The 12,817-nt window shown below is 64.9% G+C and carries 12 protein-coding genes; 6 read left to right on the top strand and 6 right to left on the bottom strand.

Going from position 1 to position 12,817, the window contains the following annotated elements; genetic code table 11:
* Complete coding sequence (locus ACVW1C_RS06450) at positions 1-306, bottom strand: hypothetical protein (protein ID WP_456757691.1); 306 nt, start codon at positions 304-306, stop codon at positions 1-3.
* A 95-nt stretch (positions 307-401) separates the two neighbouring features.
* Here ACVW1C_RS06450 and ACVW1C_RS06445 point away from each other — a divergent pair, with 95 nt between their 5' ends.
* A complete protein-coding gene (locus ACVW1C_RS06445; protein WP_456757690.1) occupies positions 402-1,844 on the top strand; it encodes an undecaprenyl-phosphate glucose phosphotransferase in 1,443 nt (480 codons plus the stop codon).
* A 40-nt stretch (positions 1,845-1,884) separates the two neighbouring features.
* Here ACVW1C_RS06445 and ACVW1C_RS06440 read toward each other — a convergent pair whose 3' ends face one another.
* From ACVW1C_RS06440 to ACVW1C_RS06420, 5 genes are all read right to left on the bottom strand, one after another.
* Positions 1,885-2,481, bottom strand: a complete 597-nt coding sequence (locus ACVW1C_RS06440) for a hypothetical protein (RefSeq protein WP_456757689.1) — start codon at positions 2,479-2,481, stop codon at positions 1,885-1,887.
* Entirely contained in the window at positions 2,474-3,253 is a 780-nt protein-coding gene (locus ACVW1C_RS06435) for a metallophosphoesterase family protein (RefSeq protein WP_456757688.1), read from the bottom strand. Before ACVW1C_RS06435 ends, ACVW1C_RS06440 begins: the two co-directional genes overlap by 8 nt.
* A 7-nt stretch (positions 3,254-3,260) precedes the next feature.
* Complete coding sequence (locus ACVW1C_RS06430) at positions 3,261-4,544, bottom strand: hypothetical protein (protein WP_456757687.1); 1,284 nt, start codon at positions 4,542-4,544, stop codon at positions 3,261-3,263.
* 125 nt (positions 4,545-4,669) lie between these two features.
* On the bottom strand, positions 4,670-4,933 hold the full coding sequence (locus ACVW1C_RS06425; protein ID WP_456757686.1) for a hypothetical protein: 264 nt from the start codon (positions 4,931-4,933) through the stop codon (positions 4,670-4,672).
* A 127-nt stretch (positions 4,934-5,060) separates the two neighbouring features.
* Positions 5,061-5,276, bottom strand: a complete 216-nt coding sequence (locus ACVW1C_RS06420; protein ID WP_456757685.1) for a hypothetical protein — start codon at positions 5,274-5,276, stop codon at positions 5,061-5,063.
* 306 nt (positions 5,277-5,582) lie between these two features.
* Between ACVW1C_RS06420 and ACVW1C_RS06415 the strand changes: the two genes are divergently transcribed.
* From ACVW1C_RS06415 to ACVW1C_RS06395, 5 genes are all read left to right on the top strand, one after another.
* Positions 5,583-6,785, top strand: coding sequence for a polysaccharide biosynthesis/export family protein (locus ACVW1C_RS06415; RefSeq protein ID WP_456757684.1), 1,203 nt, complete (start codon positions 5,583-5,585; stop codon positions 6,783-6,785).
* 494 nt (positions 6,786-7,279) lie between these two features.
* On the top strand, positions 7,280-9,553 hold the full coding sequence (locus ACVW1C_RS06410; RefSeq protein WP_456757683.1) for a polysaccharide biosynthesis tyrosine autokinase: 2,274 nt from the start codon (positions 7,280-7,282) through the stop codon (positions 9,551-9,553).
* Between the two features lie 78 nt (positions 9,554-9,631).
* Complete coding sequence (locus tag ACVW1C_RS06405; protein ID WP_456757682.1) at positions 9,632-10,390, top strand: class I SAM-dependent methyltransferase; 759 nt, start codon at positions 9,632-9,634, stop codon at positions 10,388-10,390.
* Positions 10,391-10,393: 3 nt separating this feature from the next.
* Entirely contained in the window at positions 10,394-11,509 is a 1,116-nt protein-coding gene (locus ACVW1C_RS06400) for a glycosyltransferase family 4 protein (RefSeq protein ID WP_456757681.1), read from the top strand.
* Positions 11,506-12,798, top strand: coding sequence for an O-antigen ligase family protein (locus ACVW1C_RS06395; protein WP_456757680.1), 1,293 nt, complete (start codon positions 11,506-11,508; stop codon positions 12,796-12,798). The genes ACVW1C_RS06400 and ACVW1C_RS06395 overlap by 4 nt, the downstream gene beginning before the upstream one ends.
* Positions 12,799-12,817: the final 19 nt, after the last annotated feature.

Below are 12,817 nucleotides of genomic sequence, written 5' to 3'. Positions count from 1 at the left end.
CTAGTGGATACGCGAGGGCCTGGGAGCCAGCAGCAGCTGGTCGCTCAGATGCGCTTTCTCTGATCTTGCGCGCAGCTCCTCGAGGATCGGACGCAGCCTCGCCTGTGCGAGGTCCAGGCCTTTGACAATGTCCTGATTCGGCATTTTGGCGGGAAAACGGGCTGATCGCAGCTTTGTTTCGACCGCCTTGACCAGCATCTCGACGTCGTCGCGGTGCTGGCCTGCGACGAGCTCGGCGCCCATCAGGCGGATGAGATGGAGGAGGGCCAGCAGCGCGGCCTCGGTTTCGCCAGCCGATGAACTCATAGACGCTCTCTGCCTGATATTGCCGGCAGGTCTTGCGAGCTCACGATCTGCCTGATATTAAACATGTGAATTGTTAACACGAATGTTAATTCCCGATGGCGGACCTTTCGAACGCTCGAATAGCGAAGGTACCGGTTAGCTTCGGCGCGTTCTCGTTCGCTTTTGCCTCGCTCGACGCGTTTGCTGTCGGCTTCGAGATGATCATCGTCGTACTGTCCAGCATCATTGGCGGCGCGGCCTATCACCTATTTTACTACCACACGGTTTATAGCAACAGCCTCGAGGGTTTTCTAGGGATCGGGGTCCTCGCCGCCATCCTTCACATGTTCGTGGCGAAGTCGCAGGGCCTCTACAATGCGCAGGTGCTGGCCGGTCTCGACCGGCGCTGGAGCAGCCTGCTCGGCGGGTGGCTGCTGGTGGTCCTGCTGATGACCCTGATCATCTTCCTTCTGAAGGTTGGCTCCGGCGTCTCGCGCGGGTCGGTGATGTCGTTTGGCGTGATCGGCGGCCTTGGGCTGGTGGCCGGACGGATGCTGCTGCAGGCGCCGTTGCAACGTGCGATCGACCGCGGCATGCTGGCGACGCGCCGTGCGGTGCTGGTCGGGACAGCGGACGAATTGTCCCGGGTGCGGCAATCGAGCCTGCTGCGCGATTTCGGCCTCAGCGAGGTGCGACGGATCCAGTTGTCCGGCCTGTCGGACGACGCGGGCGACCGCGCCGCCGTCGCGTCGGCGATTCGCGCGGCACGGGAGTGCGGCGCCGACGAGATCGTCCTGGCGATGCCCTGGCAGCAGGAACCGCGCATCCAGTTCGTGTGCGATCAGCTGCGGGCGTCACCGCTGCCGGTGCGGCTGCTGCCGGATCGGACGGCGGAGCGGTTCCTGGCGCTGCGGATGGTGGCGTCTGGCCCGATACCGACGCTGGAAATGCAGCGCTCGCCGCTGACCTCGCTCGAGCGTGCCGGCAAGCGGCTGTTCGACATCGTGGCATCGAGCGGTCTTCTGGTGCTGTTCGCGCCGCTTTTGATCGGGACGGCGATTGCGATCAAGCTCGACTCCAGGGGGCCGGTCCTGTTCCGGCAGCGCCGCAACGGGTTCGACGGCAGGCAATTCATTATCCTCAAATTCCGCTCCATGCATGTGCTCGAGGACGGCGATGTCATCACCCAGGCTCGCGCGAACGATCCGCGGCTGACCGGGATCGGCGCCACGCTGCGCCGCCGCAGCATCGACGAGCTGCCGCAGCTGGTGAACGTGCTGCGCGGCGACATGTCGCTGGTCGGGCCGCGACCGCATGCGCTGGCGCATGACGACAAATATTCGAAGCTGATCGCAAGCTATGCGCAGCGCCAGCACGTCAAGCCGGGCATCACCGGTCTCGCACAAGTGCAGGGACTGCGCGGCGCGACGCCCGCGATCGAGGACATGCAGCTGCGCGTCGCGCACGACCTCATCTACATCAAGAGCTGGAGCTTCGTGCTCGACCTGCGCATCCTGCTGCGCACCGTGGGCGCGGTGCTGCGGCACAAGGGAATCTAGCGGATCGTGTATCCGACGGCTGCCCGTGTGCCGGCGCGTACTACTCCGGCATGCTCTGGCTGGCGTCCTTGAGTTCCGCCTCGATGATGCGCCGGTTGGCATCGGTCGCCACGCGATAGGCCTGGCCGATCGCGCCCTTCAGCTCCGGCGCGCGGGTGAGGATTAGGCGGACCTGCCGCTGCAGCAGATCGACCAGTTCCACATCGCGCGTGGTATCGACCTGCGCCAGCAGGATCAGGCGCGGCGCGATCAGGTCGCTGCGGTTGAAGCCGGTGTAGTAGGACATCTTCAGCGCCTTCGATGCGGTCGGGTTCAGCCAGTCGAACCGCCCGGTCGCCGAGGCGAGGCCGAACCAGCCGCCGGCGTCCGTCGGCGAGAGCCGCAGCGCACGGGTGAAGGCGGCTTCGGCCGCCTCGGGCGAGGTCTGCAACTCGCTCCAGCCGTCGGCGAGCCACAGCTCACTCCTGACCACGCCGAGGGCGGCCGCGAGCGAAGGGTTGCCGCGCAATGCATCGGCGGCGAGCCACCAGATCGACAACGCCAGCGTCGCGGCGCCGATCAGGATTGCGGCTGGCACGAAGGCCGGCGACAGCTGCCGCGGGTGATGCCGGCTCGCGTCAGCCTTCGCGTCAGCCATGGCGCGCTGCCCGGTTGCCGGTCATCAGCAGGGTTCGCCGCGCGCCCTCCAGCTTGACGCAGGTCAGGCGGCCCGTCGCATAGGCGCCGGTGTCGACATTGATGCGGTTGCGCAGCAGCTCGGCCTCGCGCACCGGCGTATGTCCGTGGACCACGACCTTGCCGAAATCATCTTCCGACACCAGGAAGTCGTCGCGGATCCAGAGCAGATCTTCCTCGCGCTGCCGCATGAGCGCGACGCCGGGCCTGACGCCGGCATGCACGAAGAAATAGCGGCCGCAGGAAAAGGTGATCGGCAGCGAGCGCAGGAAGGCGAGATGGGCCGGCGGCATCTGGCGGACCAACTGCCCGGCGAGCGCCCTGCGTTCCGCGGCGTCGGGATTGAGCGAGGGCGTCAGTCCATAGGACATTAGCGTCTGCAGGCCGCCGAATTGCCGCCATTGCGCGAGCATGTCGGGATTGACCAGAAACTCCAGCAGGCAGGCCTCGTGATTGCCGAGCAGGCAGACCACGCTGTGGGTCCGGCGGCGTTGTTCGAGCATCGCGATCACATCGCGCGAATCCGGTCCGCGATCGATGTAGTCGCCGAGGAAGACCTGGATCGGCCGCGCCGGCCGGAACTTGCGCATATCGGCATCGATCCGTGCGCAGATATCGTGCAGCAGGTCGGCGTGTCCGTGGATATCGCCGACCGCATAGATGCAGGTGTCGTCGCCCTCGTCATGTTCGAGGTCGCCGGTCTGGCCGACCATACGCCGGAGGAGGCTGCGCATCTGTGGTCTAGCCCGCCTGCAACGATGAACGGCTGATCCGCTGTGCCAATCCTGTTCCGATCACGGCTCCCAACACGATCACTCCGGGCAGCGCCGGCAATTCCGGCAAGGTAAAGGTGGCGAGCGCCAGCGTCAGCAACACGGCTGCCGCCGCCGCGGGATAGGACCAGTCACGACCGCGATTGCGTGCACCGGCCGTGAAAGCAGCGATGCCCACGATCGTAACCGCGAGTGAAGTCCAGAACATGGCGGAACCGAACTGCGCGATCAAGGCTGCGGCACTGGTCGCCACCACGGGCCGCGTAGTCGCCCCTTGCCAGTCCATGTAGGTCGATGCCAGCGTCGCGGTGGTGCCGGCGCCGCTGCCGAGCACGGGCAGGTCGGCGAGCAGATTGTGGGTCGACTGCACGAGCTCGTCCGGCGCATGGGCGAAGGCTATGGCAAGCGCCACGTCGGGACGACGGTTGGCGACCGCCGTCACCAGCGCGATCAGCGCGATCGCAGCCGCAGCGGCAGCGCTGCTCCAGCGAGGCAGATGAAGCTTTCGCGCGGCGAAGGTCATCAGGACGAGCGCGATGCCCGCTGCGATTGCGATAGCGGCGCCACGCCGGCCGTACCAGCAGGCGCTGGCGGCGCAAAACAGCGCGCTGGCGGCGAGCAGCCGGCGCAATCGGGCCGACCGGGCCGCCGTGCGGCCGCCAATATGTCCGCCGACATCGAGCGCGCGCGCAAGGCTGAGCGGGACGCCAATCAGAACGACGACGAGGAATCCGTTTGCCGTCTCGTCTCGCGTAGCGCCGAGCCAGGCTTTGAGCGGATCGCCATACAACGGCAGGATCAGCGCCGCGACGGCCGCCGTCGCTGCAATGCTGCGGGCCACCCTGTCGGCGCGGCGGGGATCGATCGCGATCGCCGCGGCGGCGATCATGACCGCGAGCAGCGACAGCCAGAGCAGTAGCGCGCCAAGGCTTGCGCCGGTATCGATCGTGATGCTGCCGCTGAGCGGTGTCTCCAATGTTTCGCCGGCGAACTTCCACACCGGATGCGCCCAGAACGTCAGCGGAAGCATCTGCAGGATGATCCAGAGCATCGGCACGAGCGCCGCCGCAACAGCGGGCCCGGCGACCCGCTTCAGGAAAGACAGCTCACCTGGCCGGATCGCCGTCAGGCCCGCCAGCAGCCCGAGCGACGTTGCGGCGCCGACCAGGCCAATGGCGAGCGACGCCTCGATCAGACCCGCCGGAATCGACGCCCCGATCAAGATGCAGATGAAAGCCGTGACGTTCCACACGGGAGGGGCAAATCCTTGGAAAACAGGTCCTGTGGAAGGTGAGAACGCAAGGCAGCGGGATGCCCCGGGCTCGCCGCGAGGTCAATGGAAATCGGGCGCGCCAGATAAGGCAGCGTTATGTCGCGTTAATGCGGACGGCGCAGGGCGATGAGCGGCGTCGAGGTGCGGGACCGGAGCCGCGGCGCGAAGGTGCTCGCGAGATATCCGCCCTGCAGCGATACCATGGCGGTGATCATGAGCAGCGCGGTCTCCGACCACGAGAGGCGCGCTACGCCGACGGCAGCCAGCAGCATCAGTTCCGCAAGCGCGACCGGCACCAGCACCAGACAGTGCTGGCGCAGCCCGAGCACGGCGCCGCCGATCAAATTGCCAAGCAAAACAAATAACATAACCAAACCCTGCGCCCGCATATTATCGGGCCGGGTCCTAAGCCGGGGTTAACCGGTCGTCGCAAATCGGCAGGCGCGATGCCGGCTGGTGTTCGAACGGCCGGCGACTATGTTGATAAACTAACATTTAGAACGGGCGCAGGTCGCCGTAACTATAGGCGGCCCAGTAGTCGCGGCCGCCATACGGCCCATAGGCGCCATAGAGCGGCGCGCAGGAATAGCGATCCGGGCAACCGTGCCAGCAGACCCGTTTCCACTGACAGACATCGCCATGACAATATTGCAGCCGCTGGCAGTTGCCGCCGACGCGCTGCGCGACGCGTGGAGCAGGAAAAGCAGCCAATTCCGCGGCAAAAACGCCAGATCCGCCAGGAGAGCAGCCGAGAGAGCCGCCAAGCAGAGCGACAGTTCCCAGTACGATCGCCAGTGGCTTCATGCAGGGCATCGAACCCTCAACCGGTTAACTCAAACCATCTCATTCACAGATAATCGGAACATCACACGAAATCAAAGCCGGAGTGAGGTCACGCGGGCCGTGCCTCACGGCGCCGCGCCAGTGTCGCTGAATTGCCTCACCTTGCTAACATTATATCACGTAACCTTGTGATTGTGATAGTCGGCGTGTTACGGCACGGCCGGAGCATTTTAAATGTCGCGTGCGAATTTCATTCGAGCAATGTTATTGCTTGCGGCCGCCTGCTGGGTCGGCGGTTGCCATTACATGCCGACCAACGGTCCGACGAGCTCTGATGTCGTCGCCGGGCAGCGGGATCCGGAAAGCCTGCCCTACGCGATGGTCAAGATCACGCCGCAGGTCGAGAACGTGCTGGCGTCATTCGCGCCGCAACTCGCCGGCGGCATTCAAGGCCCGCCGCCCAAGGACATCCGTTTCGGCATCGGCGACGTCGTCAGCGTCACGATCTTCGAGGCCGCCGCCGGCGGTCTGTTCATTCCGGCCGAGGCCGGCGTGCGTCCCGGCAACTACATCACGTTGCCGAACCAGAACGTCGATACCGACGGCAACATTTCGGTGCCCTATGCCGGCGCGATCCGGGCCAAGAACCGTACCCCGACCGAGGTGCAGCGCTCGATCGTCGATGCGCTGAAGAATCGCGCGATCGAGCCGCAAGCGGTGGTCGCCCTGATCGAGCAGCGTACCTCGCTGATCTCTGTGCTCGGCGAGGTCAATAACCCGAACCGCTTCCCCGCCAACGCCGCGGGCGAGCGCGTGCTCGACGCCATCACGCGCGCCGGTGGCCCGAAGGGGCAGGGCTTCGATACCTGGGTGATGCTGGAGCGCGACGGCAAGCGGACGACAGTGCCGTTCGGCCAGCTGGTCTACGAGCCCAAGAGCAACATCTACGCGCATCCGGGTGACACCATCTATGTCTACCGCGAGCCGCAGACCTTCGTCGCCTTCGGCGCGTCGGGCGCCCAGGGCCAGTTCAATTTCGAGGCCTGGCGCATCTCGCTCGCCGAAGCGGTCGCCAAGGCGGGCGGCCTGAACGACTCTTCGGCCGATCCGGCCTCGGTGTTCGTCTATCGCGGCGAGCTGCCGGAAGTGGCGGCCAAGCTTGGGATCGACGTCAGCAAATATTCAGGGCCGATCATCCCGGTCGTGTACAACATCAATTTCCGCGATCCGGCCGGCTATTTCCTGGCCACGCGTTTCCAGTTGCGCAACAAGGACGTGCTTTATGCGTCGAACGCGGCATCTGTCGAGGACGCCAAGCTCATGCAGCAGATCCGCCTCGTCACCGCAACGGTGAACGATCCGATCGTGGCGGCCTACAACGCAACGCTGCTCCGCAACTCGATCAAGTTCGGGACGCCGGCGCAAATCATTCAATGATCGATATGTCGTTCCAGATCACGCTCGATGCCGTCATTATCGCGGCTGCGGGGCGCCAAGGATCGCATGGACGAGGCCGGCCACAGTGACCGCGCGCAGCGCCTGTTTGCGGCCGGTTCGCCAGTTAGCGTTAGTTTCACGGGTCAGCCCGGGGGGCGGCCGGGCAGGGGTTTTAATTGGCGCGATAACCCCGACTATGCTAACGAGCTGTTAGTATTCGTTAGGGAGATGGCAGTGTTCACATTTGAGCGATCCGGCGGTCTTTCCGCTCCGCGCCTGGCGGTCTTGGCACGCGCGGCGCCCGGGCGGCGGCGCGCTCGAGGCCCGTAGCGGCAACACGCTTCTTTCAACTGTTACTCTCTGAGCGGGCTCGCGGTCGCCAATGGAGAATTCTCTGCAGCTACGCGCTTCGGTGTCAGCGACTGGACGCTTCTCAGCATCATTGGAGGGCGCGAGGGCAGGATGCATCCTGCCGGCGCGGCGATAGGACGGAGATGCTTCAGCGCAACCAGATTTCGCCGTCTGTCGATCTGAGAAATCGTCCGGCCGAACTGCCGTCGCTGGCGGAGACCTTCGACGCCTTTGTCACCTATCTGCTCCGGCAGTGCCGGGTGATCCTCGGGACGGCGGGCCTCTGCCTGTTCGGCGGCATCTGCTACCTGATGACGGCGGCGCCGAGCTATACCGCGCTCGCCACAATGATCATCGACACGCGCAAATTCCAGACCTTCCAGCAGCAATCGCCGGTGAGCGAGCTCCCGGTCGATTCCTCCGCGGTCGAGAGCCAGGTCGAAATCCTGAAGTCCGAGAACGTGGCGCTAGCGGTGATCCGCGACCTCAAGCTCAACGAGGATCCGGAATTCATCGGCTCCAGGGCCGGCGCGGCGGGAGCGGTGCTGGATTTCGTGTCCGGCCTGTTTGCCGGCCGCGCGCCGCCCAACGAGTTCGACCGGACCCGGCGCGCGGTCCGCACCTTCCAGAAGCAGCTCGACGTCCGCCGCCGCGGCATGACCTATGTGATCGAGGTCTCTTTCCGCTCGCTCGATCCGGAACGCGCTGCGCAGATCGCCAACGGTGTTGCCGACGCCTACATCGTCGACCAGCTCGACTCCAAGTATCAGGCGACCCGCCGCGCCAGCGTCTGGCTGCAGGACCGCATCCAGGAGCTGCGCACCCAGGCATCCAATGCCGAGCGCGCGGTGCTCGACTACAAGAAGACCAACAACATCGTCACGTCCAGCGGCAAGCTGCTCAACGAGCAGCAACTCGGCGAGCTCAACACCCAGTTGGTCCAAGTGAAGTCGCAGGTCGCCGACGCCAAGGCCAAGCTCGACCGCATCGAGGCGGTGGTGAAGGGAGGCGTCCCCGATGCGACGGTTGCCGATACCCTGAACAATCAGGTCATCACCAAGCTGCGCTCGCAATATCTCGAACTTGCCAACCGCGAGGCCGACTGGTCGTCCCGCTACGGCTACAATCATCTGGCCGCCGTCAATCTGCGCAACCAGATGCGCGAGATCCAGTCGTCGATCATCGACGAATTGAAGCGGCTCGCCGAGAGCTACAAGAGCGACTATGCGATCGCCCTGCAGCGTCAGACCGAGATCGAGCGCGCCGTGAACGATTCGGTTTCGCAGTCGCAGTCCACCAACCAGGCGCAGGTCACGCTGCGCGAGCTCGAGAGCTCGGCCCAGACCTATCGCTCGCTCTATGACAATTTCCTGCAGCGCTATATGGAAAATGTGCAGCAGCAGTCGTTTCCGGTCAGCGAGGCGCGGGTGATCACCCGTGCCTCGCGTCCGCTCAGCAAGAGCCACCCGCAGACCTTGGTCGTGCTCGCGCTCTCGGCGCTCGGCGGCCTGATCGCCGGGCTCGGGCTCGGCGTGTTGCGTGACCTCTATGACCGGGTGTTCCGCACCGCTGAAATGGTCGAGACCACCCTCGATGCCGATTGCGTCGCGATTGTTCCCCGCCTCTCGCCGAGCCAGCTCAAGGCGCCGGTGGCCGGTCGTCCGAACCTGCCGGTCGCCGCGCGCGTGATCCAGCGCGGCGACGAGCCGGTGCTGTGGGCGGCGATCGATTCACCATTCTCGCGGTTCTCGGAAGCGATCCGCTCGATCAAGGTCAATGCCGACCTCAACGTCACCAAGCCGTCGAAGATCCTTGGCCTGACCTCGGCGCTGCCCAACGAGGGCAAGTCGACGCTGGCCTTCGTGTTCGCGCAGCTGGTCGCCCAGAGCGGGGCGCGCGTGCTCCTGATCGATTGCGACCTGCGCAATCCCTCGCTCAGCCGCAAGGTCGCCGCGAACGCCGAGCGTGGCATTCTGGATGTATTGTCGAACAATGCGACGTTGCAGGACACGCTGTGGCGCGATCCCGAGACCGGTCTTGCCTTCCTGCCGGGCGCTACACGGTCGCGCATCGCGCATTCGCACGAGGTGCTGGCCTCCGACCAGATGAAGGATTTCATCGCCGGGGTCCGCGGCCATTATGATTACGTGATCGTCGACTTCCCGCCGCTGACGCCGGTGGTCGATGTCCGCATTACCGCGCACTTCGTCGATTCCTTCGTCTTCATCGTGGAATGGGGCAAGACCCAGGTGCAGGTGGTCGAGCGGGCGCTGCGCAGCGCGCGTGCGGTCAACGAGAACCTGCTCGGCGTCGTGCTCAACAAGGCCGATATCGCCGCGATGAGCCGCTATAGCGGCTATGGCGGCAAGAACTACTATTACAACTCGCACTACGGACGATATGGCTACACCGAGTGAGACGCGGGGTGGAATGCCCCGGCGTGCCGCCGCCTGGCACGAGCTTGCCCGAATGCCGCCCGCAGCGATGGCCAGACCATGACGATGGAATTCAGCATCGGACAGCATAACGCGCATTATGAGGGCGTCTATTCGGCGCGGGAGCGCGACTGGCGCCGCGTATGCGCGGTCGACAAGGCCGATCATATCGCCGGCTTGCTCGGTGCGTCCGCCGCCGGTGTCGACAATGTGCTCGAGGTCGGCTGCGGCACCGGCGCCGTGCTGGCGCGGCTGTCCGCGATCGGCATCGGCCGTGACTTCACCGGCATCGACGTCATCGACCCTGCAACCAACCTGGAGACCGACGGGGCCGCTTCGGCCCCGTTCCGCTGGTCGAGCTATGACGGTGCAACGATCCCGTTCGCCGACGGATCGTTCGACCTCGTCTATGCCAGCCACGTGCTCGAGCACGTGCCCGAGCCGCGCGCGTTCCTGCACGAGCTTGCCCGGGTGGCGCGGAATTTCATCTATCTCGAAGTGCCGTGCGAGCTGCATGCGCGGACCAATCGCCGGGCGCTGCAATCGACGCTCGACATCGGCCACATCAATTTCTACACGCCGGACACGTTTCGCCTGGTGCTGGAGACCGCGGGGCTCGATGTTGTCGGCTTCGGTACCTATGATCACAGCCTGCCGGTGCACGCCTTTCATTCATCGCGAGTCAAGGGGCTTGCCAAGAGCCTTGTGCGGAAGTCGCTGTTGTCGGTCAGCCCCGGGCTTGCGACCAGGCTTGCGACCTATCACTGCGGGGCGCTCTGCCGGCGCGCCGAGGCGCCGCCGCCGCCGCGGGACGGATAAGCCATGGCGCCGCGCGTGGTCGTCTTCAACAACATGATCACACCCTACACCAACCGGCTCTACAACGAGCTGGTCGACCGTGGGCTCAATCTCGCGGTGCTGTCCTGTACCGCGCAGGAGGCCGATCGCTCCTGGGCGGGATCGTTCACGCCGCGCTACACGACGCGCACGGTGCCCGGTGTCTCGATCCCGCTGTCGCGGTCGCGCTACACCCATCTCAATATCGGGATCAGGCGCGCCTTGAACGCGCTGGCACCCGACCTGCTGTTCGTCAATGGGCTTTATCCCTCGATGCTGGCCGGCGCGGCATGGGCGCGCGCCAACGGCAGGGCGCTGGCGCTGACGATCGACGGCTGGCGTGAGACGATGCCGAACACGGCCTATCATCGCCTGGCGCGGCCATGGCTGTTGCGCCAGTGCGACGCGGTCGTGTGCTGCAGCGACAAGGGCAGGGCGTATTTTCGTGGCGAGGGTGTCGGCGACGACGATCTGTTCGTGGTGCCGCTGGTGCCGGCATGGGATCCGCCGGACACCGTCCCGGGTTTCCACGACCGTCCATTTCACCTGCTCTGGTGCGCCCGCATCAACGACGACGCCAAGAACGCGATCTTCTTCGAGAACGTCGCCATCGCGCTCGGCCGGGTCTTGCCCGGCTTGAGGGTTCGCGTGGTCGGGTCCGGCGCTGCCGAGCAGCGCATGCTGGCGCGACTCGGCGACGCCGGCATCGATGTCAACCACGACAGCTATGTGCCGTGGCAGACGATATCGCAGGTTTATCTGCAATCGCGGCTGTTGCTGCTGCCCTCGTTGCTGGAACCGTGGGGTCTGGTGTGCAACGAGGCCTTGCAGTGCGGCGTTCCCTGCGTGGTGTCGCCCCATGTCGGGGCAGGCGGCGAGTTGGTGCGCGACCAGATTAATGGCCATGTTTGCGCGCTCGATGAGCGGGCTTGGGTCGGCGCGGCGCGCCGCTTGCTCGAACATCCTGCGCGCTGGGAGGCGATGTCGCAGCAGGCCCGGCAGAGCGTGCGAAAGGATGCACTTGCCGACGCCGCGGCGCGCTTTGCAGCCGCGGTCGATCATCTCTTGAGGGCGCCGGCCCGGCAGGAAGCCGTTCAATGATCGGCAGATGGTGGTTTCGAACCGAGGTCTTTCTGCACGCTTATCTGGTGATGGTGCTCGGCTGCATCTATTTCCTGTTCAATTTCATCGAGGGCATCTCGTTCACGGAACGGGCCGGGGAGTCCACGCTGTTCCGTGGCGCGTGGCTGCTGCTTTATATCCTGCTGATGCTGCACATTGCGGTCGATCGGAAGCGCTTCGGCCTGCTGATGCTGCAATCGCATCTCTACCTGACGTTCATTGCCTTCGCGCTGGTGTCACTGGCGCTGAGCGCCGACCCCGCGGGCGCGTCGATCAAGTTCGCGATGTACCTCCTGACCACGCTGTTCTCGGCATGGGTCGTGATCAGCTGTCCCGTCGATCGGCTCGTCGACACTCTGTTCCGGATCGGGATCGTGGTGCTGATCGTTCACGTCCTGCTGTTTCCGGTGATCGGCTCGCAATGGGACTATGACCCGCTGCATCGGCCGACCGTGCTCGGGACCCAGGCCTATGCCGGCGTGTTCGGCCACAAGAATCTCGCGGGCGCCTTCTTCGGTCTCATGGTGCTGATCTGTTTCGTCCGCATGCTGGCGGGGCCGCGGCGGCAGTTCGGCTGGTCGCTGTTGCTGATGGGGTGTCATATTTTTGCGCTCGCCGCGGCCGGCGCCGCAGGACCGCTGATCAGCATGTTGACGGCACTCGCCGTGACTTTCGGGCTGCTGCTGGTGGTGCTTGGGCACAGGGGAGCTGCCTCGATCTACTGGCTCGGCCTCGCCTTTGTTGCGCTTGTCATGTTCGCCGTGCCGAGCGACGCGTTGTACGGGCTGGTCGGCCGCAGTGGAAACCTGACCGGCCGCTCGTTCCTCTGGGCGGTCTGGCCGCACTTCTTCTGGCAACACCCCTGGCTGGGCTACGGCTTCTCCGGGTTCTTCAACGAGTTGCCGAACTCGCCCGTGAACGAGCTGACGAGCATGGCGCCATGGAACACCGAGTTCGGCTCGTTCGAGAATTCCTATCTCGATGCCTTCCTCCAGTTCGGCCTGCTCGGCGGTGCGTTCTATATGCTGCTGCTGGCGCGGGCGTTGTGGAACACTATCGTCTTCACGTTCGAGCGGCGCGGGATGTACTGGCTGGCGCCGTTCGCGATGCTGCTGTTCGTCGTGATCGCGTCAGCCAACGATTCGAGCCAGTTGTTGCATAATTATTTCGGCTGCGTGCTGGTGTTCTGGTGCTATTTCGGGCCGGAAGCCAGGCTGCAAACGGCGCCGCGGCGGGCGTTTGCCAGACTGCGTGTGAGTGAGGCGTGAGTGCGTTGACCGAAAGGCC

This window comes from Bradyrhizobium sp. USDA 4011 (genome assembly GCF_054063415.1).
This window is presented reverse-complemented; position numbering and strand designations above follow the sequence as displayed.